Source organism: Thalassoroseus pseudoceratinae, from assembly GCF_011634775.1.
Lineage (GTDB): Bacteria > Planctomycetota > Planctomycetia > Planctomycetales > Planctomycetaceae > Thalassoroseus > Thalassoroseus pseudoceratinae.
Genome location: NZ_JAALXT010000011.1, coordinates 36,573 through 61,892, shown reverse-complemented (window position 1 = coordinate 61,892; position 25,320 = coordinate 36,573). Strand labels below are relative to the sequence as shown.

Annotated in this window: 18 protein-coding genes and 1 pseudogene; 7 read left to right on the top strand and 12 right to left on the bottom strand. The window is 52.8% G+C overall.

Annotated elements, in window-relative coordinates:
• Nucleotides 1-898: 898 nt before the first annotated feature.
• From G6R38_RS28200 to G6R38_RS27100, 7 genes and pseudogenes are all read right to left on the bottom strand, one after another.
• Nucleotides 899-1,651, bottom strand: coding sequence for a WD40 repeat domain-containing protein (locus G6R38_RS28200; protein ID WP_240928407.1), 753 nt, complete (start codon nt 1,649-1,651; stop codon nt 899-901).
• Between the two features lie 396 nt (nt 1,652-2,047).
• Nucleotides 2,048-3,679: pseudogene (locus G6R38_RS28550) on the bottom strand (protein kinase domain-containing protein); the annotation flags it as partial.
• Nucleotides 3,680-4,150: 471 nt separating this feature from the next.
• A complete protein-coding gene (locus G6R38_RS27120) occupies nt 4,151-5,080 on the bottom strand; it encodes a prolyl oligopeptidase family serine peptidase (protein ID WP_166831918.1) in 930 nt (309 codons plus the stop codon).
• A gap of 94 nt (nt 5,081-5,174) precedes the next feature.
• Nucleotides 5,175-5,507 (bottom strand): carboxypeptidase-like regulatory domain-containing protein, encoded by a 333-nt coding sequence (locus tag G6R38_RS27115; protein ID WP_166831917.1) that lies wholly within the window; start codon nt 5,505-5,507, stop codon nt 5,175-5,177.
• A gap of 168 nt (nt 5,508-5,675) precedes the next feature.
• Complete coding sequence (locus G6R38_RS27110; RefSeq protein ID WP_166831916.1) at nt 5,676-6,716, bottom strand: DUF1559 domain-containing protein; 1,041 nt, start codon at nt 6,714-6,716, stop codon at nt 5,676-5,678.
• A 135-nt stretch (nt 6,717-6,851) separates the two neighbouring features.
• Complete coding sequence (locus G6R38_RS27105) at nt 6,852-8,498, bottom strand: carbohydrate-binding protein (RefSeq protein ID WP_166831915.1); 1,647 nt, start codon at nt 8,496-8,498, stop codon at nt 6,852-6,854.
• A 542-nt stretch (nt 8,499-9,040) separates the two neighbouring features.
• Nucleotides 9,041-9,622, bottom strand: a complete 582-nt coding sequence (locus G6R38_RS27100) for a sigma-70 family RNA polymerase sigma factor (protein ID WP_166831914.1) — start codon at nt 9,620-9,622, stop codon at nt 9,041-9,043.
• A gap of 161 nt (nt 9,623-9,783) precedes the next feature.
• Here G6R38_RS27100 and G6R38_RS27095 point away from each other — a divergent pair, with 161 nt between their 5' ends.
• The 4 genes from G6R38_RS27095 (at nt 9,784) to G6R38_RS28545 (ending at nt 13,457) form a co-directional block, all read left to right on the top strand.
• Nucleotides 9,784-10,437, top strand: a complete 654-nt coding sequence (locus G6R38_RS27095; protein ID WP_166831913.1) for an ISAs1 family transposase — start codon at nt 9,784-9,786, stop codon at nt 10,435-10,437.
• 657 nt (nt 10,438-11,094) lie between these two features.
• Nucleotides 11,095-11,883, top strand: coding sequence for a class I SAM-dependent methyltransferase (locus G6R38_RS27090; RefSeq protein ID WP_166831912.1), 789 nt, complete (start codon nt 11,095-11,097; stop codon nt 11,881-11,883).
• A 19-nt stretch (nt 11,884-11,902) separates the two neighbouring features.
• A complete protein-coding gene (locus tag G6R38_RS27085; RefSeq protein ID WP_166831911.1) occupies nt 11,903-12,940 on the top strand; it encodes an NAD(P)/FAD-dependent oxidoreductase in 1,038 nt (345 codons plus the stop codon).
• Between the two features lie 34 nt (nt 12,941-12,974).
• Nucleotides 12,975-13,457, top strand: a complete 483-nt coding sequence (locus tag G6R38_RS28545) for a carboxymuconolactone decarboxylase family protein (RefSeq protein ID WP_166831910.1) — start codon at nt 12,975-12,977, stop codon at nt 13,455-13,457.
• A 208-nt stretch (nt 13,458-13,665) separates the two neighbouring features.
• Here the strand turns inward: G6R38_RS28545 and G6R38_RS28540 are convergent, their stop codons facing one another.
• From G6R38_RS28540 to G6R38_RS27060, 4 genes are all read right to left on the bottom strand, one after another.
• Nucleotides 13,666-14,031 carry a helix-turn-helix domain-containing protein gene (locus G6R38_RS28540; protein ID WP_390881483.1) on the bottom strand — a complete coding sequence of 122 codons (366 nt, stop codon included), beginning with the start codon at nt 14,029-14,031 and terminating at the stop codon, nt 13,666-13,668.
• An 859-nt stretch (nt 14,032-14,890) separates the two neighbouring features.
• A complete protein-coding gene (locus tag G6R38_RS27070) occupies nt 14,891-15,256 on the bottom strand; it encodes a hypothetical protein (protein WP_166831908.1) in 366 nt (121 codons plus the stop codon).
• Nucleotides 15,253-15,834 (bottom strand): transposase, encoded by a 582-nt coding sequence (locus tag G6R38_RS27065; protein WP_166831907.1) that lies wholly within the window; start codon nt 15,832-15,834, stop codon nt 15,253-15,255. Before G6R38_RS27065 ends, G6R38_RS27070 begins: the two co-directional genes overlap by 4 nt.
• 141 nt (nt 15,835-15,975) lie before the next feature.
• Entirely contained in the window at nt 15,976-19,440 is a 3,465-nt protein-coding gene (locus G6R38_RS27060) for a serine/threonine-protein kinase (RefSeq protein WP_166831906.1), read from the bottom strand.
• Between the two features lie 529 nt (nt 19,441-19,969).
• Here G6R38_RS27060 and G6R38_RS28535 point away from each other — a divergent pair.
• Nucleotides 19,970-20,317: a transposase family protein gene (locus tag G6R38_RS28535; protein ID WP_166831905.1), complete on the top strand. Its 348-nt coding sequence runs from the start codon at nt 19,970-19,972 to the stop codon at nt 20,315-20,317.
• On the opposite strand, the gene G6R38_RS27050 is transcribed toward G6R38_RS28535, so the two are convergent.
• Nucleotides 20,198-24,241 carry a flagellar hook assembly protein FlgD gene (locus G6R38_RS27050; protein WP_166831904.1) on the bottom strand — a complete coding sequence of 1,348 codons (4,044 nt, stop codon included), beginning with the start codon at nt 24,239-24,241 and terminating at the stop codon, nt 20,198-20,200. The genes G6R38_RS28535 and G6R38_RS27050 overlap by 120 nt on opposite strands.
• A gap of 327 nt (nt 24,242-24,568) precedes the next feature.
• Between G6R38_RS27050 and G6R38_RS27935 the strand changes: the two genes are divergently transcribed.
• The gene (locus tag G6R38_RS27935) at nt 24,569-25,102 is read left to right on the top strand and encodes a transposase (RefSeq protein WP_240928406.1); all 534 of its coding nucleotides are present in this window, start codon (nt 24,569-24,571) and stop codon (nt 25,100-25,102) included.
• Between the two features lie 23 nt (nt 25,103-25,125).
• Nucleotides 25,126-25,215 carry a fasciclin domain-containing protein gene (locus G6R38_RS28530; RefSeq protein WP_390881482.1) on the top strand — a complete coding sequence of 30 codons (90 nt, stop codon included), beginning with the start codon at nt 25,126-25,128 and terminating at the stop codon, nt 25,213-25,215.
• The last annotated feature ends 105 nt before the right edge of the window (nt 25,216-25,320 follow it).

Below are 25,320 nucleotides of genomic sequence, written 5' to 3'. Positions count from 1 at the left end.
AGACTATGTCTCTTCCAACTGGCAAATTCGATCAACTCAAAGCTGTAGTGGAACGCAGGAGGCGATCTGGGCAAGTTGTCAATTTGACTCCAATGTGTCGAGATTAATCTACCCCAATAACACCTCGCGGACGAGCGGAAAATCCTCCCGAATCGCCTCCCAAATCGGGCGTGAGGGTATCTCGAAAGGTATCTCGCGAGACCGCTAAAAAGATATCTCGAAAAACGGAACATAAACTGTTATAAAACAACAGGTTACGAAGTACTCATTTATCCCTTTATGGTCCGAAATCGGTGTTCGCAATGCAGAGGTCGTGGGTTCGAATCCCATCGTCTCCAACCCCCAAAACGTTTGATAACAACGACTTAAAGCGGCTCCTCGGTGAGCCGCTTTTCTTATCTACTGCGGTGAACCACTTGGTGAGCCACTAAACGTCGCGATGGCAGGTAATCCCGCTGCCTGCAACTCATTCCATTCAAGCTATTGCAATCCCCCCTCGAAGCCTCCGAGTTGTTGGATGCGTCGGTCTTCAATCTGGCTTGACCCACTGCCAACAAATTGTTCGGAAGGGAATCACTTTGGGGAAGTTCGTCCTCGCATAATCTTTCCCCGTCGTGACAATTTCAAAACCAACTGATGCGAGTCATACTGCCGACTACGCAGCATTCCAGTAGATGAGATAGTGGTTGCCAAGTTCGCTGATCCAACGTCGGATGTGGTCATGGTCAATGACTTCGCCGGAAGTCGCGTTGAACAGTTTTTGCTGGCCCGATTATATGAAGGATCAACGGTAGATCGAAGATCATGCATTTACGAAAGTGAAGACGATTTCTTCCGTTCGTGCCTGAAATCCTGCCTTTGGCAGGTCCGCTGGACGTACGCGATCGATCATTTGAACTCAGTCATGGAAGTCGCGCCATTCTTGATTTGAAAGAATACGTGGAGTGTTCTCGTCCAAGCATTTTCCGGTGAGCGTTTGGAGACGGAGGAGAATTTCCTGATTCGACTCATTGGACGCGTCGGGGAGGGCAAAGATTCGAACGGATGAATCTGGCAGAACCGTTGCCAGGAGTTCAGAATTCGGGCTTATGGAAAGTGACGACATTGGGGCGAAATGTGGGAAAGAGGGCCCCACCCGCATTCCAGTTTCCAGATCGATCAGCGTGGCTTTGCCATCTCCAGCCACGCCGACGACCATTGCCCCTTCGCGATCGAGCCGAACTTCTTGCTTTCCCGGATGGCCGCCAAAAAAGGAAGGCAAACCCTTGCCAGTTGCTAGTTCCATTGACTGGATTTCGCCTTGTTGGCTGATGAGTGTCAACACATTATTGCCATCGATTCCACAGTCGACAACATCCGAAAGCGGGCAATCAAATTCGCGAACCTGTTGGCGGGAGCGAAGGTCCCAAATTCGAATGCGTATATCCGAACAGACGGCAGCGAGTCGCGTGCCGTCCGTTGTCACACAAGCGGATATCACGGTCGCTGGGAAGCAGACGATCCCGATTTGCTCTACTCTAGGGATCGAGAACACGATTCCACATTCATCACCGAAAACAATTGCCGTCCGGTTGTCTCGCGAGAGGCAAAGTACGGACGTTCTCTCAAAAGGTAGTTTTGCCGATTCTTGAAGTTCTAGTTGCGGAGACATTCGCCAGATCTGAAAGTCGTCGTCGCAACACAAGAGGAGCGATCCACGATTTGAGGTGATGATCCCCTTATCCACTTTCGTCGGCACTTCGAGTTCGTCGACGAGTGAACCAACGAACCCATTCCACACACGAATTTGTTGTGGTCCAGTCCAATTCTTTCCAATGAGCGTTACGCACGTGCCATCGTCTGCAACGGCGACTCCTAAGGGCGTTGACGAATGTGGAAGTGTCGGATGCATTCGCTGGTTAACCGGCCATGCCCAGCATTTCAAAACTCCGGACTCGCTAATGGCATAAACCCCCTGACTATCCGGGCGAAACCCGGCGTGGATAACGCGGGATGAGAATTCCAAGGGCTGGCCAACTGGGGTCAACGTGCTTCGATTCCAGATTCGAACAGTGCCGTCGTAGCTGCCCGTCAGGAGATAGCGATCCGAAGGGTGAACGTCGACTGCCGACACATGTCCAGAATGTTGTACAGAATTTGTAGCCAACTCAGGAGACTTCAAGTTCCGAAGGATCGCTCGGTTGGCATGGGCCGCGAAAAAGAACGCTTCATCGGGAGTGAGTTGAGCGGCGCGAGTCTGTTCCGCTGACGATGGAAGGGTTCGATTTTGGTTCTGCGCTGATTGAAAGGCCCAGAGTTCTCGTTGGGAACCTCGCCAAACGTAAACGGTGTCTCCAGCATTAGCGAAGCATCCTCCATAGGGTCTTTGATCCCGGGACACGGGTTTGTCAGCAACTCGTTGGAGTGGATCGAGGCTCCATATACTGAGTCCTTCATGTATGGTCGTTAACAGCAGGGACTCTCCATCATCACTACACTCAAGACGGCGAACAGACTCGGCCTCGGAAAAATTCTGACGTTCGAACTCTCGTGATTCAAAACGCCATTTTATCGCGATTCCGTCGGCTGTCGTCATAAATAAGAGGGGCTCATTCCCGACGAAATCCATACCCGTGATGTGTGCTTCAAGACGCTTTTGGGCAACGGGTCGAATTGTTCCTGTAAGGCTCCGAACGGTCACATTGTCGATGTCTGCGACTGCGAGATAGCCGTCGTTAGTGGTAACAAACCGGGGGGACTCCAGCGGAGCGTTGGAAATTGTGACAAAATCCGTCAGCGGGGCGAGTTCACGTTCCCAGACGTTTAGATTCCGGCGAATTAATTCCTCCAGCCGCGTACCGCTTTCTACGAATTCAAGGGCTTTTGCATACCACAGCATTCCATCAGCGGTTTGCCCAAGTTCAAGTTTCAGAAGTCCCTTACTCACAATGCTGTTGGTTGCCAGTGACTTAGCCTTTTGCCTCTCCAACTCAGTTTGAGCCCGTTCACGAACCAATTCCTCTTGAATTGCTATCCGTTTCGGTGGAGGACGGTGCCGATCCGAACGGATGATTAGCGATACTGCGGCTCCCAAACCAATGACTAAAATTGCCGCCCAATATCGGCGAATCAAGCCGTGCAGACAAAGCCTGATACTCTGGAACTTCCATGGGGTGATCCTCTTCCCTCGAAGGAATCGGTCTAAGTCGTCCGCAAGTTCTCGAGCGGTTTGGTAGCGGTGCGCGGACGATTTTGCCAAACACCTTCGTACAATCGTTTCTAGGTCGTTGGGAACTCCCGTTCTTCGATTACACAACCTGATCGGCTCGACCGTGAGTATCTGCTCGATCAGACGTTCTCGATCACTTTCCGGAAACAGAGGCGCCAATGCAAGGAGTTCGTAAATTGTGGCGCCTAGCGAATAGATATCTGTTCGCTGATCGATTCGGCGGCGTCCAGCGCGAAGTTGTTCCGGACTCATATAACGGAGGGTTCCGATAACATCACAAGTTCCCGTCACGCTCGCTTCGTCAACGATTCGCGCAAGACCAAGATCGGTGATTCGGATTCGCCCTTCCCGATCTAGTATTAGGTTAGACGGCTTAATGTCCCGGTGAATTACACCATTGTCATGAATGTATTCGAGAGCAGGTATTTGCCTCGAGGTCGCGGTTGTTCGATCATTCCGTGGTGACAGCAAAACGATTGTTTATTTGATGGCCGCTACGAACCAACGACAAGCCCCCTGAGAAAACAATATCGGTTCTATGAAAACGTCCTTCAAAGGACAAACAGAACATCTGCCACATATCACAGCGATGATTGATGCATTGTTTTCTATGATGATACAGTACAACGACGATTCCGATGTCTCGTTTGACGAAAAGTTCCATCAACTGCTGCGAAGAATCGACGCTGCCTCACGTGACTGTCTCTCAACCGAGCGGAGAACACTCATGAAATATTGCTTCGAAAAGACGGCACCGGAGCTGGATACCAGCAACATCCACTGGCGAGGCCGGCACAAACCGCTGGGATATGCCGGCGACTTCCTAAGTATTAATCTGACCTAACAAAAGGCGACGGATTCACTTGGACGAGGCCCCGTCGTGATCATCCATGTTCGAACTTTGCTTGAGTTTCGTGAAATGTATGGTGTTGCCCACTCGCGTTAACGTGAAGTTTTCATGTGTGATCGCTGAGCAGCTTCAACATGCTCTGTGAATGTTTGGTAGGATTTCGACAATATGCCTTTGTTCTCGGAAACCGTTTCTATAAATTCTAGGGATCGCTTGATGACTTCCGGTGTCACATTCATATGACCTTCTGCTGCATAATGATGGAATACAAAGGGAGCATTCTTGGCTTTTAGCTCCTCGACCATCGAAAGGGCATTTTCAATTGGAACCGATTTGTCGTTGTCGGCGTGAAAGATGATTAATGGCCGCATGTCCTGATTGACGTGCTTTATGGGAGATGCGTATTCCCTGGCTTCCATTGAGGGTTGGTAATTGGGTGTCCACAAATCTCCCCAGGGACAGGTTGTCAGATCAAGGGCACCTGAGACGCAAATCGCCGCACAAATGTCGTTTCGTGCTTCTTCCCAGCCACCGGTCTTTCTGTATTTTCCATTACCAAGTGTCGCCGCCAGCGAGACCATGTGACCGCCAGCAGACTGGCCAATCAGAAAGATTCGATCTTCGTCGATGTGATACTGATCGGCGTGGGCATGCAGATAGCGGATAGCACACTGCACATCCTGATAACAGGCAGGTGGAGGCGAACAGCCCCGTAGACGATAATCGATTGTCATTGCAAAAAAACCGAGATCGGCCCACTGTGCAACGTCAATCGCACCATAGATATTTTTGTTCCCGGCTTTCCAGCGACCTCCGTGCAAGGAAATGATTGCGGGCTTCTTGTTGTCAGTGCGTGGATTGGCGAAATCTGCTATTAACGCGGCTCCATGGACCCAGCCATAAACGATATTACGCTGTACAGAGACTGTCCTCGAATCAGTTGCCGCCTGATTGTCATTCTCTGCACTGGAAATTCTTGTAATGCTCAGTACAAGAAATAGTCCGAGACTATACTTTGTCATTATAACGTGTTCCTATCGAATATGAATAAGATGGCTATTGTTGAGTTGCGAATCGTTCGGGTCTGATACGACTTCGGGACGCTTCTTCGATGATTCATTCCAGATTGAACGTTAGTACGTTCGGACTATCCCGAGATACAACGGCCGTAAAACCGCTAGTTGATATGCTTTGATATTTCGAAGGAACGACAAAAAGCGAAAAACTCGACGCTTCATCGCGGGGTGCAGCGGTTGTCCCTGGCGCTGGCGGTTCTGGAGGGCTGACTGCGACTCCATAATCTCCGATTGGAACGTTTTTGATCAGGAATTTGCCGTCCGCGTCGAGTGATGCGTAAGCAGAGAAACCCGATTCAGCCGATTCCAGCAAGACAATGCCGGTTGTTAGCGGAGCCCCACTTAGCGTGATGGTTCCCTTAACCGGAGCCATTTGGATTCCTTGATCTCCCTGAGAACACCCTGGTAGAGCATGCAATGACACCAGGGCGACTCCCATGAATAAAGTACGTGATGACAGAGATGACAGCATGAAAAAGTCTCCTAGATACAAAAAGGATACTATGAGAATCTCATAGTTCTCTGATAAGCATTGTTCAGTCTAATACTCTGTTACGATCTCGCCATCATCCTTAGCACCTAAACGCAACAAAGTCTGGAAGTCGATATTTTCTGAGATAAATCTCACGCTGCCATCTGTTAAGCAGGCCTGGATTCCGCCTGGATGTCTTGAATTTAGCACGGTATTTCCATCATAGGGGTTGTTCGAACCCACGGAAGCGGTTGGAGAATTAATCTGATAGCGAATCGTGGTCATGCCACTTGTGAAAGCCCACCAGACAGCGTTCGGAGCGGTTGTATAACTATTCCAGCCCCACCATCCACCAAAATAATTGGCTCGTCTATCAACCCCTTCCAGTGGTGCTGATTGCTCACCAACAATGATGACATTCGATGTTCCATCAGCACAATCTGCCATCCTGAATGTCTGATATGGGACCAGCATGCCATTGTTACAGAAGATCCCACCGTATTGTTTTTGAGACGAGCAGACCCCAGAACGCCCACCTGGATCTGGAGTGGAGCCCATGATACCAACGTAGTCATGAGTCTGTCCGTGATCGTAGTTGTTCAATCCAGCTGTGTTCGCATTCGTTCCCAGTTCGCTCGATGGGCAATTGTAAGCCGGTGCAGCATAGCCTTTGAGCACAGAATTGGCTCCCACTCCATACCCCCCGGAACCTGATCCATTGTATGAAGCAAAGCCACCTGCGGCACCGGCTCCCCAGGAATCTGTGACTTCTAGACATGCTGTGTCAATCTGATTGGCGATTGCGGTTTGTTCCATGTAGGCCAGCAACGCAATTCTCCAGTTCGGACGCGTGTAAAGCGCTTGTCCTCCAATCGGAAACGTACTGTAAGCTGAGTGATAGTTGTGCAATGCCAAGCCAATCTGCTTGAGATTGTTCGAACACTGTATTCGTCGTGCGGCTTCCCTGGCTTGTTGAACCGCTGGGAGCAGTAAACCAATTAGTACAGCGATAATAGAGATCACAACTAACAGTTCAATTAGGGTGAAACCATTCTTTACTGATCGGCATGACGGCCACTTTTTTCGCCAGACAAAAGAAACGTGGTACATCAATCAATCCTTTCCGTTAGAGTACAGGAGAATTGTCCAAGGGACTTACGTCATGTTTCCGTACAACGATCAATTCAGGACGGATTGTCGTCACACCAGTCTCATGAATTGAATATCCTACAGAAATCGCGGTCATCAATTGTCTTCATCAGAAATCCCCGGTGGTGATACCCGATCGATGCGGAACCAGTCGAAGTTGCCTAGGCGTCCACTGGAATGATTGGCTTCCATAACGATCCTGAGCACCTGCCTTCCAGCCGGAAGTAAGATCGGCTCGGACTGAACGGTGCCATACCAATCCTCGAATTTTGCCTCTTCCAGAGGCGCCTGGGGCATGTCGAATGAACTGGTTACTACAAAAGGAGCACCAGGTTCGCCAATTTCAAAGCGGAACTTGCCACCTTTGAGTTTTGAACCGGCTCGAGCAGAAACCGTATACCGTCCTGGTTCTTCGATGTTGATGGTATAAGTCAACCATTCACCGGCGCGAACGACGGAGACGTTCGTGTGTGTCTCCTCTTTGAAGACATACTGTTTTAATTCAACACTCTCATTTCGGCGATAAACGTTCGATAGCGAATCTGCGGTCGTGTCGTAGTAGGCGACGTCTTGTCCGCCCAAATCGAAATCTTCCGCCTCGATTTTTTCACCGACTGTGAACGGTCGCCCTTGAAATGGTTTTGAGAGCCGACGTGTTTCTGTGTAGGCAGGAAGTGTGTTGACTGCTTCGTCATCGGAGACCAGAACCCGTAGTTGATCGCTCTCTCCTCCGGCAGTGCTTCGAACCGTCAGCGTCTTCCGGTCACTGCTGAGCCGAACCCAGTCGTTAGGGGCAGGAGATTCGTGTGTGTAGTGAATGTTCCATAGCCCGGTCATGCCTCGCATCCCGTAGGCAGGGGTGATGTTTGCTGAGAAGTCGTCTCCTTCCAACTGTCTGAAATTGGGTTTAGGAAGGTACTCGGTTCTTGGGGAGGCGAGCCAAGGATCGCTCTGCGAGAGCTGATCTCCACGGGCAATTACCGCGATAATCGGGCGATCGAAGGTAACGGAACCCTCGACCGTCACCGGAGATTGATTATTGGTTGAGCCCACAGGATCAAAATGGACGAGATAGCTTTCCACGTGCAGCCCCTCAGGCAACCAGGAAATGCGATCGTTAAAAGTTGTGTAGAGTCCCGGTTCGGTGAATGTGACGGCGAGTGGCTGGTTTAGAGTATGCTGTCTCTCGGCGAAGAGGAGTTGCGTCTCGCTGGATTCGGTCTCTCCTTCGGCAACACTGCTGGGGGCAGGGTGAGTGAATCGCATGCCTCCGGTTGTTTGGGCAATCCGGTTGTTGAGTTGCCAAGCTTTAGAAAAACGCTTGGGATTGAAAGCGATGCTTCGCACGATTGGACCGACCATATCAAATCCATTCGCCTGGCCCGTTCCTAGAGTGATCGAACTCTGATCGCTGCTTGCCTCGACAAAACGTGGTCGTACCTCGACCGATCCCTTAAATACGTGAACTTCGGATTCACCTTGAGAGTTCGTCGACAAACCGAATTCTGTGCCAAGGTCGATCAACCGAATCGCGGGAGTGTCAATGGTAAAACCCGAGTCCTCCGCGGAGACTTTAGCGACAAGCTGGCCGTTGCGGAGAAACTTCGAGCCATCTTCGCAAAACTCGAATTCCGCCGGAGCTTCCAAAGCGACTTCCGTTCCCCAGGGAAAAAGTAGCTTGGCGACACCTTCTTCGAGAAGATATCGACCAACATGCAAGTCATCTCCCTCTTCAATGGTCACAGCTTCATCGTTCAATCGCCAGACACAATCCGATGAGCGAATGACCCGAGCCAGATTCTGTTGGTATCTAGGGCCTGCCGGAGGGCTTGCAGTCAAGAAATGCCAACTCAAGAACACGAAAATCAGACACGCCACAACTATACATGACCAGAGTATCCTACGATGATTTCGCGCGACGATCTGAATACTTTCCGTAAAAGATGTCTGCTGATGATGAGTCTCACCAGATCGATTGTTCAATTCGTCAAGGAGCGTCAGAAGCTCGTTTTGCCGCTCCTTCGACTCTGTCCCCAGAATCCTGCTCAATGTCGTTCTGATACCCTGCCGTGATTTTCGTCCTGCGGATACCTCCTCCAAATGTCGACGATGAATCAGAATTGCATCGTGAACATAGACAAGATAAGCCCCACGGGCTTCTTCGGAACGCTGAACCAATTGATCGAGTCGCTCGCACTGGGCATTGGTGGCATCTCCAGCCAGGATCAAGTCGACCAGGGGGCCAACCTCTTCTGCGAAATTGCTAGCTGTAAACTGAGATGGTCTCATTGATCCTCCATCGGCCGAATTGCACTTTCGACACACTTCTTTAAAGAGCGACGTAAACGAGAGAGGGACTGATAAAGAGACGAAACTGTACGCTCTAATTTGCAGGCAATTTCCTCAACCGTGCTATCACCGCTATAGAAATCGCCCAGTAACTGTTGATGGCCTGGGTCTAGCTGCTCCATGCAGTGTTCCAGGGCTTCCAGCCTTAACTTCAACTGATCGGACTTAGATTCGTAGGCGGCCGAAACACTCTCTATGAACGAATCACTAAATCTGAGTCGGTCGCGTTGACCATCGTTCCGATAAGTCAGAACCTGGTAGTAAGCAAACCGACAGGCCCAAGGGAATACATTCTTTGACTCGTCCCACTCCTCAAGCCGTTCCAGCAGTCGCAAATACGTCTCTTGCAAGATCTCTTCTGCAGCTTTCCAGTCCAACACTAGGGAGAGTACATAGGAATGCAACTGTCGTTCATGTGAGACAAGCTCACGCGTAAATCTCTCTCGTCGAGCACGGGTCATCTCCAGTTTGTGCTCTTCCGTATGCTCATTCTGCATTTGCCAGTAGTCCTCGGCCATGGTTGTAATAAGCCATGTTAGATGGCTGCTGTTCCACAGTGTTTTCAGTGAATACTATGAATAGGCAGGGAGCCAGAATACTTGACATTAATTTTTCGTGAATGATGCCACAGTCTCGAACCCAAGGGCCAGTGGTGACTTTGGGGGATATGGATCGAGGAGTGAGTGTTGCGATTGGGTTGGTGATTGTCGATGTGCTCTCGGCTCTGAACTCCGAGGCGTTTCAACTGGCGTTCACGCAGTGGCTCGCCATGGATGGCAAAACGCTTCGCCGCAGTCATGACCGGACCGCGGGACTCGGAGCGTTGCACTCAGTCAGCGTGTGGGCGACGGAGTTCGGCCTTTCGTCGGGGCAAGTCGCCACTGATGAGAAATCCAATGAAATCACCGCGATTCCCCAGCTATTGAGACAGGTCGACATCGCCGGGGCCATCATCACCATCGACGCGATGGGCACTCAAACAGCAATCGCCCGGCAGATTACAGAGTCCGGTGGCGACTTTGTGTTGGCACTCAAAGGCAATCACGAGACTCTATTTGAAGGCGTGAAAGCCAAGATCGATCTGCAGACGGAACCGGATTTTGCTGAGGTCTCCCCCCGGTGTCAGATCACGAAAGAGCCCCGGCATGACCGAGAGGAAACACGCGTGGTCGTGCAGTTGCCCGCTCCCGAGACGCTGCCGGGACTGAGTCGTTGGCGGGGTTTGAAGACCATCGGCTTAGCGACACGATTCTGCGTTCAAAGCGGGCACGAGACGACCGAAGAGCGTTGTTCTATCAGCAGTTTGCCGATGGGCGTGAAGCGGTTTGCTTGAGCCGTTCGTTGCCATTGGAGTTTGAATGTGATCTATCACGAGGACGAATCCCGACTCCGCGCAAAACACCTGCGAGAGAACTTTGCTTGGCTGAGGCGGTTCACATTATCGTTGTTAAAGCAGCATCCCGCCAAGCTCAGCCTCTCCATGAAACACCAAAGCTGCGGCTGGAGTACAGATTTCTTAATGCAAGTCCTAACAACGTCAATCACTTAGTACGCGCTGGCCTGTTGCCTCAACGGAGCTGCTTGACCAGTGATAACGTAATCCCAATGACTAAGACGACGAGCCTCCACTCACTTGCGAGTACCGACTCGAAAATGTTGAAGAGGACATCATGGACGTCGAGGAACTAATCGTAGGTCATGGCGAGCCCTTCAAGTTTGGCGACTTCCCGATGCCAAAGTGCATGGCGAAGAAAGCGACAGCCGCCCGACGATCAGGCTCGTATTTCGGTTTTGTTCGAGTGAGTGTTGACAATGCTTTCTCTCGGAGGATTTCATGCCCGAGAGCGGTTGCCCCACAGCAGCAAGAATCTGTAAAGAAAAAGCAGACATCTGGAATACGTGTCGAGTCCTTCGCCATAAAATCATCGACAACTAGCAGGTGATCAGAGTGTGAGTGAAAGGCGGAGAGATGGAGACAGACAAGGTTCAGATGAGTACAGAACAATGGAACGCCATCGCAAAAGGGTACGCCCGGTTGCGGGAACCTCTAACGTTGCCGTATGGCCTTGACACCTTGGCGGCAATTCGAATTGCACCGGGTGAGAGGTTGCTCGACGTTGCTTGCGGCACTGGTGCAGTTGCACTCGCAGCGGCACGTCAAGGGACTGAGGTTCTTGCGGTCGATTGGTCACCCGGAATGGTTGACTTCCTTTCCGCACGAGCATTCGAGGAGAGGGTGGAGAACCTTACCGCACGGGTGATGGATGGTCAGAACTTGGAACTGCCAACGTCGCACTTCGACGCCGCTTGTTCTGTATTTGGGATTATGTTCTTTCCAGATTACCGAGCCGGTCTCAGTGAACTTTTACGAGTTCTCAAACCCGGAGGGCGGGTTGGATTGGCAGTGTGGGGAACTCCGTCTCGAATGGAACATCTTGCAATATGGGAACGAGCGGTCCACACAATCCAAACTCAAGCGCCGAACTTTCCTCGCCCAAACGCTTGGGTGCAATTGGACTCACAAGAGAAGTTGCATCAAGAGATGCAAAGGGCTGGGTTTCGGGACGTCTCCGTAACACCAGTCGTGCATGAGTGGGAAGTTCCGTCGCCACAATGGTTCATCGAAAACGCCGACAGCAGTCAGTCAATTTCGGAGCACTTTGGACTGGACTGTCCTGATCAGTTGCTCCAAGTGATACAGCGGCAACTCCGTCAAAAGTATGGAGATCGTCCATTTACACTGACTGCTCACGCTCACATTGGCATCGCTACGAAATGAAAAGCAAGAGGAGAGATCAATGATGTTGCCCACTGAGGTAAGTCGTCGGGAAGCGATCACTCTGATCGCAAGTACGTTGGGACTGCTCATTACTGATGTCAAGGTTGACGCAGAGGAATTGAATATGCCCGTCCCCAAGTTCGACTACGATGTCGTGATCGTCGGTGGTGGTCCATCTGGTTTGAGTGCAGCTTTGGTACTGGGGCGGTCCTGCCGTAAAGTTTTGGTCTGCGACGAGGGCACTCCTCGGAATCACAAATCACACGCCGTCCACGGCTACTTCTCACGAGACGGCATTAGCCCTGAAGGACTTCTCAAGATTGGTCGTGAGCAACTCAAGCCGTATGCCGTCGAGTGGCGTGGAGTACGAGTCACGAATGCAGAAAAGCTCGATGACGGGTTTCGGGTAGACATCGGTGATGGCAAATCTGTCGTTGCCCGCAAGTTGATCTTGGCAACCGGCGTCAAAGACAAACTTCCAGAAATTGACGGACTGCCCAAGCTCTGGGGAACGAGCGTACGTCATTGTCCTTACTGTCACGGTTGGGAGGTCCGGGGAAAGCCTTGGGCATTTCTTGATCGTGGAGAGCAAGCTGTTGATTGGGGACTTGAACTGTTGGGCTGGACACCAAATCTGACCCTCTGTTCAAACGGTCCTGCCGGATTGAGCGATGCCGGGCATCGCATCTTGAAAGACAGAAACATTGAGGTTCGGGAACAGAAGATCGAGCGATTAGAAAGCAATGATGGAGCGTTGAACGCAATCGTGTTTGAGAGCGGACGAAGACTGGAAGTTGGAGTCTTGTTCGTTCGCACGGTTACGACCCAACGGTCTCCACTGCCCAAAAGTCTTGGCTGCAAACTGGAATCTGTAGACGGAGCGTTGATCGACAGCGTCCCCACTGACATGTTCGGTGCAACTTCGATCACAGGCCTGTATGTCATTGGCGATGCGTCTCGTGGTGCATCGCAAGTGACAACCGCCGTCTCAGAAGGGTCAATGGCGGCGGTAATGGTGAATAAAACTCTGATCCGAGAAGACGCTGAGCGAACATAAAACATTGATCCCTCAAAGGAATTGGAGTCGAACGATGCAAGCCCGCATGACCAACCCCATGATAATTCTACCTGACGTGATGCCAGCACTAATGTCATTTGCGAAGGCGATGAAGCAAGGAAATGTGCCACCGACAACGTTGAACCTTGTCAGTTTGCGAGCGAGTCAGATTAACGGTAGTAGCGTGTGTGTCGAGATGCGCACTCGTGAGGCTAGAATGGCAGGTGACACTGAGAACCGTCTCTTTTCCGTAGCAGCGTGGCGAGACGCCCCTTGTTTCAACGACGCAGAGCGAGCCGCTCTCGCTCTGACCGAAGCTGTCACTCGCCTTTGTGATCGATCAGACCCGGTTCCAGACACACTTTGGTCCGACGTTTCCCGGCACTTCGACGAGCAGGCTCTGGCGACTTTGATCTTAACGATTGGGATGGTGAATTTCGGCAATCGAGTCAATGCAACGACGAAGCAAATTGTAGGCGAGTGCGAATGTCCCAAACCGAGATCGATGCGAAGATAAGTCCGCCGAGAACAAGGCGATTGACACCGCAGCAGGTGAGCACGCAACTTGAAAACGCTGGCTTCAGGGTTGAAGTCGTCAGCGAATCGATGCCATGGCACTACATGATCGTAGGACATAAAGTACCGTAATGCACGGGACACCTTCGTAGCCTACGAGAGTACTTGCGGCAAACTCCAATCTAGTTTACAGAATGGCAATTGATGATTCACTGACGAGAGATGAGTTCACCGGGCGTACAGCCGAAAGCCCGTCGAATATGATGCGACAGATGACTCTGACTTGAGAACCCGGTTGCCAAAGCTACGTCAACGATGCTTCGCCCTGCAAGTAGCAATTCCCTCGCACGTTCGACCCGACGACTGATGACGTATTTGTGCGGGGACGTTCCCGTCGATGCCTTAAATAAACGACTAAAGTGAAATTGGCTCCTGCCGACAAGTGATGCCAAGTCAGCCACGGTCAGGGGTGAGTCAATGTTGACTTCAATGTGCCGATACAAACGGTCTAACTCGCTACCGGAAAGGCATGACGCCGGTTTCGGAATATGACATGTACCAACATACTCTCGCATTAAATGAATACTGAGAGCGGTTGCCAACGATTCGGACATGAGTGGAGCACCAATTGGGTCTTTCCGACTGACCTCCTCAGCGAGCGACCCCACAAGCTTATGGACAAATGTATCTTGTCGCATTATTACAGGAGCAATGTGTGCCTTGGGGGCATCGTCAAGTTGATCGGCAATACGATTGAAAACTGCTGGAGATAAGCAAAGAAGGATACTCTCGTATTCCTTCTCACAATGAATTGTCATGGTCACATGGGCCGGACAAAAAAAGACATCCCCGGCTGTCGGTCGTATGGAACGGCCGTTTTTATCTCCGTAGCACCAGTTGGCCGAACCAGGACTGGAAAGCAACACGGTGAGTGAATGGTAGTCATGCGTGTGACGCCCGCATCCATCTCCCGGCGGCCGAGTTCCTTTTAGCAGTGCAACTCCTTCAGTTAGCCATGTAGCTCTGTTAGGAATTGGCAGCATCTGGTTTCGTGGGTCTCTCTCCATTTCTGGTGCTGTCCTCTGGCAAAATGCGGCGACGGAGTCTAAACCAGTCATCGTTGACTATACTGGCCAACGGCTTGCAAAGCCACGCATCTCCTTATCTCGACTATTACCAATTCAGGCAGCCATTGCCAGGCGTTTGAGTAGGTAATCTTTGAATTCGTGCGGGAGTTTTTCAACGGCCCCGACATATTGGGGTTGCTCAAAAACCCATTCATTTCAAATGAGCCTTCGGACTTCCGAAAGAACAGTACTAAAGGTGGGCTACGTTTTCTCATACAATGGCCAACTCGGAACTGTGACTGAATGCGTGGTTTGATGTCGGTGATCGATCAGACTCACGAGACGATACAAACTCATGAGCCACGGTTTAGTCGACTCGCTCGACGGCGAGTCGACTAAACCGTCGGTGAGAACCGAGTCCTAGTCTGGCCTTGCATTCCCAGAACGTGACTTCAATTGCCCACCTGGATACATAGGATTCGACGATGGCCGAATCCGACCAGCTTGGATCGCTACTATAGAAATACTCGGAGCGATGCGTGCATTCTAAGTCTTCGACATATACAAGCGAAACCGGTACGAGACCAAAGCTGGGTTCGGGCTGCCGCTCTCCTTTGACGCGAGGCCGACCGGTGCCGGAACACGTGGGTGACGGGTGATACAATTTCGCGTTGCCGTAGAACCGACCTACGAACGTCAATTGGGGGCAATACGCATGAGCGAATCGCGTCATCTCGTGTGTGGAGATTGTCCACCACCGGTCAAAACAAGACGCCGCTCGGGAAACCATCCCAACAAGCGTCGGATGAGAATGCGAGCTAGTTTGCCCGCAGTGCGGTGTTTGCGGCCGAGACGCTGGCTTTCTTCCTGCGGAGTATGCAGTGCGAATAATACTGGTAAGGCCCAAGGCCGATTCGGCCAGGGGAAGCGGATCGTGACCGCTAGCACCACCCACTTATGTCCCCAAATCCACTTGGTCAAGCTGTGAGAACTACGGACCGCATCACGATGCTTGGCCTTGCCCCAGACGTTGCGACCGGGATGTTCGGTGGTCCTGTCATCGACGACCAGTTCGACCGGCGGTGCCAACTCGATGACGATGTCGGCTAATATTCGACCGACGGACCACGTCGACCAAGCGGGCCTGGAAAACAAGCGATAGTCGGTGCTACAATGGCCCGTCAATAAACCCGAGGCCACCATCAAAGTGGCCGACAGTGTGCGATGTCCGATGGTGATGATGGTTGCTAGAGTCAACGCTAGCATTCGGCAGGCCGTCGGCTGGGTGAACGCAGGCGAGAATCGCATCATCAAATCCTCAGCCACTTGGGGACTTTGATCCGTTGCGGACTCCGTTCAAAAAGGTCAAGTCGTGATAACTGCACCTTCCCCCGGAGTCCGCATTTTTGCAATCAAACCCCATCCAAAATTGGCAATAGTCGAGCTAAGGCATCACCGAGAATCAAGTTGCTTGATGTATTCGCGTCCGGCATCAATGACCTTATAGGTGCCATTAGATTTCACACTGACCGCGTATCGTCCGTTCGGAGAGACGGCTAGTTTATCGATTTTGTCGTCGTCGAAGACGGGGATCGAGACGAGTTCTTCCGCAGCACTAGTATCAATCACCCGCAGATGACCATTTCGCAATGGCAGCAGAAGCCGCGGAGAGCGAGGCAAAAACTCGCCTGGTTCTTGCATCTCTTCATGAGAAACTGCGAGCGGCTTTCGCGATGTTTCAGTCAGTGTTGCCCCCGACCATTTCATCTGGATCAGAAAAAACGTGAATGGTTCTAGAGTCGCTGCTGCAACGGTTCGGCCATGATTCCCCACTTGGGCAATAAACGTATTCGGGATTTCGGCAATGATCTTGTCATCGTTCAAGTCATAGATCAAACCGCGACCGTTTTTCCATGGCACGCCCCGATCGCGAACATCGAATTTTGAATCGTATTTGACGAGGTTCCACGACAGGAATGATCCGTCTGTTGAGAAACGAGGACCGCGAAAACTCGAGTTTTTCGAACTTGACCGATGAGACCAATCCATGGCTTCTCGGTTGAACAGGCGGATTTCCGGTTCGACTTTTCCAACGACTGCGAGATGGTTCGAGGCCACCGCTGGATGCGAAAATGTCGAGAACGGATCAGTGTCGGATTCTGCGCGTTCGTGAATCAGCGACACCTCGCTATTATCGATTGCGAGTAAGCGAAAGTATCTCTTGCCCGTAGATTGTTCGCGGAGGCAAACGGACTTACCTTTCGGATCGAGTGTCAATTGGCAGATGCCACCGTCCGTGAAGTCGGTCAGGTCACGCCGTTCAATCTGATCCGATCCATAAGGCACGAATACCAATTCGGGATTTCGAGTCGATTGCGCCAACTGTGAGGACGGATCAAGTCGATTCCCCGCGAAGATCATTTGGTCTGCGGTCGCTGCGACATCCTGAAGGCGGAAATTCGGAATCTTTCGCGGTGATGGCACACGATAGGCTTCGACATCCCAGACAAAAGCGTTCTGGTCGTCCAAGGTCACCACTTGATGTCCAGACGGCGAGAATTGACACCGTCCGACCTTGCCTGCCTCCGTGAATTCGCTCGTTAGCGTGAGATCGGGAATTGACCACACCTGTACGGGTCGACTGCCATTCCAGGTTAGAAGTTGCCGACCGTCTGCGGAGAATAAACAGTCAGCGGTCGAGCGAGCTTGTTTGTCGATTACAGTTTGTTGAAACGTGGTCGCTTCGTCGATTGGATTTGCATCGACAGAAACGCAGACGAGGCGGCCGTCCTTTGTTGTCAAAGCCAAAAGGTTCGACGGCTCGTGATAATCAAATTGCACAAAATCGCTCTGTGTCAATCCAAGAGCGGTAAGATCGATTGTTCGTTCAATCTCTCCGCTCTGAATATCGAGCTGATAGAGCAGCAGCGGATCCTTGAGGTTGTATTCGGAAGGTCTCCCGAAGACAACACATTTTTGCGTCGTCGGTTGCTTGCCGACCCCGAAAACGCTTGGCAGCTTCACCGGAATTTCCTCTACAAATTCCAGTTGGTAGCCACGTTTTCGGTAGCGACGAATGGATGCATCTCGAACCTCCAACTTTTGCTCATCAAAATCGACATGCCACAGATCAATACGAGACAGATCTGGAGCATATCCAAGAAAACTCATCGAATCGTCATGGACGATGCTGAGCTGATGACCGTTGGTGGTGGTCCAGAGCGTGAGGTCCGTTTTCCGACGTACTAACAAATTCGGATCGTCCGACGGTGCCAACGGAGTACTGAAGGTCACGAGGAACTCGCCGGACGGATCGAGCATAAATTTTTGGATCGAGGACGGTGTCCACGGTGGGGTTTGTGATAGCGGGAATTCTCGGACCAAATGCGCGTCGTATGACCGGAAAAGGCCGAAGGAGGATCCTGTGAGATGCTTGATGAAACGCGTCGAACTTACGACCAGGGGATACGGTTGAGAATCCAGAAACCGCGTCGGCTGATGTGGAATAACAGCCTCATAATGGGGCTTAAGTTCTTTATTGAGGAAATACCATTCCCACTCTCGAACATCCTTATCGCACGCCGCAAGAAGTGGCCGAGCCTGAGCCACGTGCTTGCGTTGCCATTCTCGGAATGCCAGTGACATATTAGGGCGATAGGCCGCTCGACTGACTTCAACCGCCCGTCGATCCGCCAGTTCCCGCTCCTGTGTTGCAGTCGCTAGGGCATCTTCGAGTTCCTCTCGCTGCTTGCGAAGTTTTTGAGCCGTCTGTGATTGATAGGCGGCAAAAACCAATCCAAGGGCACTTGTCGCAATGAACAAGATGATCGTAACGATCAGACTCGTTGCCAATCTGGGCTCGCGACGACACCACCGAGTCAGTCGACCCCATTTGCCGATAGGACGAGCCGATACAGGTTCTCCCTCGAGCCAGCAGGTTAGATCATCCGCAAATGCCATGAGATCCGGATAGCGGCGATTGGGTTGCTTTTCCAATCCGCGACTGCAAATGGCAGCTAAGTCTTCTGGAAGATCGGGTTTGATCGTCAGGGCACTGGGAACTTCTACCTCGCTCGCAACGGCCAGGAGAACTGCATGCGTCGGCCCGACGTACGGGCATTCACCGGTCAGGATTTCAAACAGTACCACGGCGAGGGAGTATTGATCGCTTCGGGGACCGATCGCTTGCACGTTGCCACGGGCTTGCTCGGGTGACATGTAAGCTGGCGTACCGAGCAGTGAGCCGTCCTGGGTTTGTAGCGAGGAGTTTGTATTGGTCTGCTTAGCGAGCCCAAAATCAGCAATCATGGGACGACGGGTCCGACGATCGAGCAAGATATTCTCTGGTTTCAGATCGCGATGGACGACTCCCTCTTCGTGGGCGTATGCCAATGCAATCGCCAATTCCCGGACCCAATTGATCTTCGTTCGGAGTTTGATCGACTTACGGCTGATGACATCGGCAAGCGTGCCGCCGTCTATCAGTTCGTTTGCGATGTAGTATTGGTCATCATCCGTGCGTCCACTGTCGAAGACGGAAACAATATTGGGGTGATGTAGCTTAGCGGCGGCCCGCGCTTCCTGCGAAAACCGCCGACGTCGCGCTCGGTCGTCAACGGGAAACTTCCCGCACTTCAAGGCCACTTCACGTTCCAGAACCGGATCATAAGCCCGATAAACAACTCCGAAGGCCCCTTCCCCGAGCTTCTCAACAACCCGAAATCGGGCGATCGATTTGTCAGAGTCATCCGGGGGCGTTGCAGATCGGTTCGTCGAAAGTGAAGCAGACGGGCGATTCGACGCTTTCTTCGTCTTATAAGACCGTCCGCACACCGGACAATGGATTGCGGATGACGATGATTGTTTGACCGATAACTGAACCCCACAATTCGGGCAAACCTCTGATGAAGAATGCATTCCCATCAATCCGACCTCCGACCGCGAGCGAAACCATTTCCCATTGTGGGACCGCATGTGCGATGTTGCCACCTACGAGTCGTGCAATACCACAAAAACTCAGAGACGTCAGAAACGCCGCCCTCAACGCAGAGCAAATCGACGCTGCCGCATGATAATCAGTGAAGCAGATACCATTCGCAGCTAGCTGGTTGATATGTGGTCTCTTGACCTTCCTGGCTTCTTAGCCGCCGACATCGGAATACCCGAGATCATCGGTCAGCATGAAGATGACATTGGGGCGATGTGCTGCGAACAGGTTGCTGGCGAAAGTCAGTGCGATAGTTGTGATGAAAACTCTGATCACTGAATGTCGACGCTTCTGTATTCTGCTCCGTGGGCGTGTGTGTTGATGCCGGAAGAAGTCACAGCCATGGATGGAACACGGATTTCAAAGTTCATCCACTATCCGTATTCGATCTATTTTTCATCTGCGACATAGATCAGGCTCTTGCCGTCCGACGCGGGATTACGTTTGGACCGTGTGGCAATGAGTGATGTCCTCGTGACGTTGTCTCTGAGCTCTTCTGCTCTGACCGCCGCATGCCCCGGCTGTCGTCAGCAAACCGGCTGCGGTCATAGTCGTTACACTCGAGCCGCCCGGGACCTACCAATTCAAGGTTGCCCGGTCCGGTTATACTTCACCGTTCGCCGATTTTTCTGCCGGAAGGCCGATTGTCCGGGTTGCGTCTTCTGTGTGAACAACGGCTTGTGGGAATCAATTCGAGGCTTTGGTGTCTTCGGATTCCGGCGGCATCGCGCTGAACGAGATATTCCACAGTTTGTCCTTGTCCTCGGAATCCAGCACCAGCCCGATGACGTTGTCGTACATCGCTGAGTGGCCACGGTAGAAGATGCGGTTCCAACCCTTTTGCAGGGTGATGCGTTTTTTGACCGGCGGATTGACATCGCGTTTCGTTCGCACCACTTCTTCGTCACCGATGTGGATGGACGAGACAATGAATTCCCCCAGATAAAACGTGGCGTCAAGTTCCATCTGTTCGGGAACGTGGATCCACGTCACGGCATAGTGAAGCTGGCTACTGGGCCCAAGTTCTAATACTGGCTTCTTTGATGACGGGATCTCCTGGGTTGTCCACCGGAGCGTCGCCTCGCCAAAAATCCGGCGTTTTCTGTCACGATAGTTTCCGGTCAAAGGTCCCTCGTAGGTCGCGTTGAAATCGAGCGGTTCGAGGTCCGGCGGATAACGCCGCTGGCCGAGGATGGCACGAATTCGAGCCTTCTTGTTCTTGTCCTGAATGTCTTTGAACGATCCGTCCTGGGCTTTCAGCGATGGATCCTGAAGTTCCGGGCCGCCCCAAGGACCGAGAGTGAGCCAGCGGCGGACCGGAACGCCGTTTGTGAACCCCTCAAGTTCCAGTGGGGCCCAAGAACCGGGATAGAGCCCAGCCTCGCTCGGCTCGTCTTGCGTGATAATGTTGGCTGAGCCATCAGTGTTCGCCCACCAAAATTTGTTGTGGCCGCCGAGCGTGGTCGAGAAGTTGATAAAGGTTCGCAGTCCCGACCGAAATTCCGGCACCGTATTCGGCAGCGCTGATCGCGGAATCGTCGCCACGATGACAAAGCCCTTGTTGTCTTCGTCGATTCGTCCGCTGAGACGAACTTCGTCGGCCGGTGCCACGTGCTCGAATGGCGCTTCACCCACCAGCGAGCCGTAAGACATCGCCTTGCCCTGGCCATTCCCAAGCCAGACCGGATGCATCGCGAGTGCCGCCGGCACCACTTTTCCCTCTTCATTCTTGCCCATGGTGAATACAAAACGAACGTCGCCGCGTCGTCCCACGGCTGGATATTTCGCCGGTGGATCGGGGTTACACTGCATATAAAAGCTGACCACGTCGCTTTCCCGGTCGTGAGTAAACACACGGTTAAGCGGATGAAGGTCTTGAGGCACAAACTCACTGGATTTGCGAACGTGCATTCGCAGATAGTGGTTGTCTCGATCGTAGAGGCCGTGTATCTCAGTTCGTTGCTTCCCCTGGGAGTCACCCGAGTACGTAATCGGTTGGGTCTGCGTCCACCCCTGGATCGAACCGTCCATTGCGACATCCCCGGCGAATGGTCGGAACTTTGCATACGGTGCGGTTCCCAACCCGCCACGCATAGCGACCGCCCGCGTCGGAGTCTTCGCAATTTGCTTGGGTCGTAGTGTAACCGTTGGGGAAACGTCCTTCAGACGTCGCACCGGGCTGCCATTTCGGGTCCAGCCGTCGAGTCGGTACAGCACGGGCGTGGTTTTTCCGATCGAGAGATAGACCTGTCCGGTCTCGCCGTGCGCGAAGGGAAATCCATTGAGGAAGTGTTCGCCCGGCTGAAAGTACGCTCCCAACTTTGACCGGCCGTGAACCCGGTCGTCGGGCAGGACGCTCGTGACATAGAGTCCGTCGCTTGTGTAAAGGTGGACGGTGCTATAGGACGAGTCATTAACGCCAATCAGTCCGCCCAGTGGTGCCCAAGCCTGCATTTGCGAGTAGGTTTCCCCCGGCTCGGCCGTGGCGAAGGCGGCACGACCAACCCTCCATTTCAAGCGATAACCGCCGTTGCCGTCCGGCTCGTAATGGATCAATTTGTTTTCGAGGCCGTGATTGGCTGACTTGGTGTCACCGCGAACCGGAACATAGAAACCGCGGTCGAGACTTCCATCGGGTAGGCCCCACGTACTAAATCCCTCAGCGACCTCGTTACCACCGCGAGTCGCGGGGAGCGTCTGCCCCTTTTGCTTGGCTTCGTAGATCGGGTCGGTGAGCAACATCTCCCAGTCGTCGCCGTGGAAGATGGGATTGCCATGCTCGTCAAAACTTCTTGGAGCCAGCCGCATCAACTGCGGTTCCCCCCGCATGCGGAAGATCAGCGATAAATCATCGAGCCACTTCTCACCCCAGTAACCGGGCTGACGAGGCAGCTTGGCTGGGTTGTTTTCGTACTCTTCCACATCGAGATCGCCCTCGCCATCGGCGTCGTGCCACCACCAGCCCTCGACGAACTTCCGCTTGCTGTTCGAGATGTTCGGATCGGGAATCAGCCCGGCGGAGAGAACCCAGTTGTCGCCGTCTTGACGGTAGACGATGACGCCGAAGTCCCGCTTCGTGCTGTCGCAACAGACGAGGTATTTCCGTTCGTTGTGCTTTTTGATTTCAATCCGCTGGACACCGCCGGGCCATCGATCGGATCGTTGACAGATATCTGGCCAGACCGCATCAACGGTCCACGGTCCACCCTCGAAGTCGACGTTGTAGCGGACGAGCCCTCCCGCGTTGCCAGTGACATAGATTTGATTCGGCCGGTCCGGATCATAGGCAACCGAACCCAGATGAGAGTGAGACTGCGTAGGGATCCATCGGCGGAGCAACTTGCCATCGAGCGACCACTCGCTAAGACGGTTCGCCCCCTCATACTCCAGCACGAGCAGACGATCGTGGCCTTCGTCGTCGGTCCACATCGCGAGCCGATGAGGCGACATGAAGATGTTCGGGTCGTATGAACCGGGCTTCTGTTGACCTTCGCTGCCCAGTCGCAATGCAATCCTGCCGTCTTCGTCAAGCCGAACAACCTGATTCTGCGTGGGCAGCGACACGTAGAACCGGCCAGCGGTGTCGCGGGATAGATCGTGTGGCTCAAGTTCCGACGACAACTTCAAAACCGAGTGAGATGACACCTGAGGCACGCCGTCCCTGCCAAGTCGCAGCCTGCTGATGGCCCAACTGTCGCCATCCCGATGCAGTACGAAAGCCTGCTCCGCCGAGAGAGTCACCGCCCTGGGCTCTTTGAACGCAGTTTCAAAGAGTTCTTCCGACGAGTAGCCATCAAGCACGATCAGTCGGCCATTGCCATTGTCTTCGGTCCCGGGCTGAACGACAAACAATCGTGGTCGGTCGCCGAACTTCCGCACCGCCAAATCCCGAACGACCTGCTCGACGGGATAAACATTTCGCCGCCATCGCCCCCGCCCGTAGCCGAACTTTCCTTCGCCACGATGGATGAAGTCCGGCGTGCCATTATCGGAGAACGCCCAAACGTCTGTGCCGTCAGTTGCCACCGCTTGACCGCCTGCCGCTCCACCGGAGGGATAACTTTTGATTCCCGCGGCGTGGCCGATCGGCTTGGTCAGATCGAAAAGAAACGCATTGAGGTTGTTCTCCAGATAGTCGTGATAGACAACCGCCTTGCCATCTAGGGAAGTCGCCACATCGCGAAGCAACCCTTTGGGATTGCCTGCCTGCCACAATCGCTTGCGGTCTTCGGTGTGATCGGGATTCCAGCTCGTGGGCGAGCCGATGTACTGCGGAATAATCCCCCGATACTCCCCGGTGACGTCCCACTTTTCAGCTGGCATGTAAATGCCCTTGACGCCGTATTCGCCCGCAGGAACCGGCATGAAGTTGTCGTCGAGTCCGTTCCAGAACTCCGTGAACCGCCCCTGATTTTCTGCGGTCACAGTTCGCACGGCCGCGGCTACGAAGGTGCTGATGACCCAGTCGGGGTTGTCCGCATCCGTAATTGCAAGCGTCACCTGATAGGTCTTTGGTAGCGGTCCGTCCATCGGCAACTGATACGTCACCTTCGCACCGGACGAGTCCCCGGATTCCGCACCATGCACGCTGACGTGGCCCCAACCATTGACCAACATCGTCGCAAACACGGCTAACGTGCTCACTAGAGAAACGCTGGGGAACATTAGTGAATTCAACGGAACTCGATTTTGTTCTCGCACTTTTGAAGTCCCCGCGAAATGGCGTTGCATGAATTGCTCATCCAATGGCATTGAAGGCATGTAAAACACTTGCCCGGACGCGTTCTTTCCTCACGCTGACGCGTTAGTCACAGAAAGATCAAGCGAACGAAGGCATGTAACGCAGCACGATGCCACGCCAATCAGGCAACCGTTTTGTAAGCGACACAATCGCAGCCGTCAACAACGTACTGTAGGTCTGCTCCACGACAGAACAATGTACTGGATCTTCGCGGAAAAGTTTACGTGGATGCCAAGTTGCCAGACTGCCGCTGGGATTCGGGTTTCACATCCTTAGAAGAACGCAATAACTGTACCATGGTGATCGGAAAGACGTCTTTGGTTCCGGATAGATGTCTGGTTGCTCCAGGTGCGTTGATTCTGAGCCCTTTGGCGCTGACCGCCGATTGTCTGCGTCGAGTTAAGAATGCGGGGCCGAATGCGACACCTGCTCCACGCATCATTGGGGTCGACGACTGGGCCATTTGGAAAGGACAGTCGTACGGGACGATAATCGTCGACCTGGAGCGTCGCGAAGCTGTGGAACTGCTGCCGAGACGTGATGGCAGTGAGTTGCGGACCTGGCTAACGCAGCACCCGGAAATCGAGGTTCTTTGCCGCGATCGCTGGGCTCCGTACACCGAGGCAGCCACCGCAGCGGCTCCCCAGGCCCAACAGATCGCTGACCGTTGGCATCTGCTCAAAAATATCCGGGAGACACTCGAGCGGTTTCTCGATCGCCACGCAGGGAGAATCAAAGCCGCATTCACTCCGACGATTATCAATTCGCCAGATTCCAATTCGGGACCGGAAACGCCAGCGGAAGCTTTATCACCAGCCACTGCCAAGCAGAAGCAACGAGAGGCGAACTGACGATCAATGTCGTCGATAGTAAGGTGAGCGTCGATGAGGCCTCGGTTCTGAAGACCGACATCCCCTGCGAAGTTGGTTTGATCCACGCGATCGACAAAGTGTTAATGCCGTAAGCAAGTCATGGCAATCCTAGCATCTGTTGCGTTTTGAAAGGAAATATATACCGTACCGGTTCGCTATAGCTGTGATAGGGTGTGGCATGCTTGAGAAAGTACGCC

Coding starts and splice junctions, on each gene's coding strand:
- G6R38_RS28200 (WP_240928407.1), bottom strand. CDS start 1,651: ATGTCTCCGCAACTAGAACTTCAAGAATCGGCAAAACTACCTTTTGAG.
- G6R38_RS27120 (WP_166831918.1), bottom strand. CDS start 5,080: ATGACAAAGTATAGTCTCGGACTATTTCTTGTACTGAGCATTACAAGA.
- G6R38_RS27115 (WP_166831917.1), bottom strand. CDS start 5,507: ATGGCTCCGGTTAAGGGAACCATCACGCTAAGTGGGGCTCCGCTAACA.
- G6R38_RS27110 (WP_166831916.1), bottom strand. CDS start 6,716: ATGTACCACGTTTCTTTTGTCTGGCGAAAAAAGTGGCCGTCATGCCGA.
- G6R38_RS27100 (WP_166831914.1), bottom strand. CDS start 9,622: ATGGCCGAGGACTACTGGCAAATGCAGAATGAGCATACGGAAGAGCAC.
- G6R38_RS27090 (WP_166831912.1), top strand. CDS start 11,095: ATGAGTACAGAACAATGGAACGCCATCGCAAAAGGGTACGCCCGGTTG.
- G6R38_RS27085 (WP_166831911.1), top strand. CDS start 11,903: ATGATGTTGCCCACTGAGGTAAGTCGTCGGGAAGCGATCACTCTGATC.
- G6R38_RS28545 (WP_166831910.1), top strand. CDS start 12,975: ATGCAAGCCCGCATGACCAACCCCATGATAATTCTACCTGACGTGATG.
- G6R38_RS28540 (WP_390881483.1), bottom strand. CDS start 14,031: ATGCGAGAGTATGTTGGTACATGTCATATTCCGAAACCGGCGTCATGC.
- G6R38_RS27070 (WP_166831908.1), bottom strand. CDS start 15,256: ATGACGCGATTCGCTCATGCGTATTGCCCCCAATTGACGTTCGTAGGT.
- G6R38_RS27065 (WP_166831907.1), bottom strand. CDS start 15,834: ATGATGCGATTCTCGCCTGCGTTCACCCAGCCGACGGCCTGCCGAATG.
- G6R38_RS27060 (WP_166831906.1), bottom strand. CDS start 19,440: ATGCATTCTTCATCAGAGGTTTGCCCGAATTGTGGGGTTCAGTTATCG.
- G6R38_RS28535 (WP_166831905.1), top strand. CDS start 19,970: ATGAGTGATGTCCTCGTGACGTTGTCTCTGAGCTCTTCTGCTCTGACC.
- G6R38_RS27050 (WP_166831904.1), bottom strand. CDS start 24,241: ATGCAACGCCATTTCGCGGGGACTTCAAAAGTGCGAGAACAAAATCGA.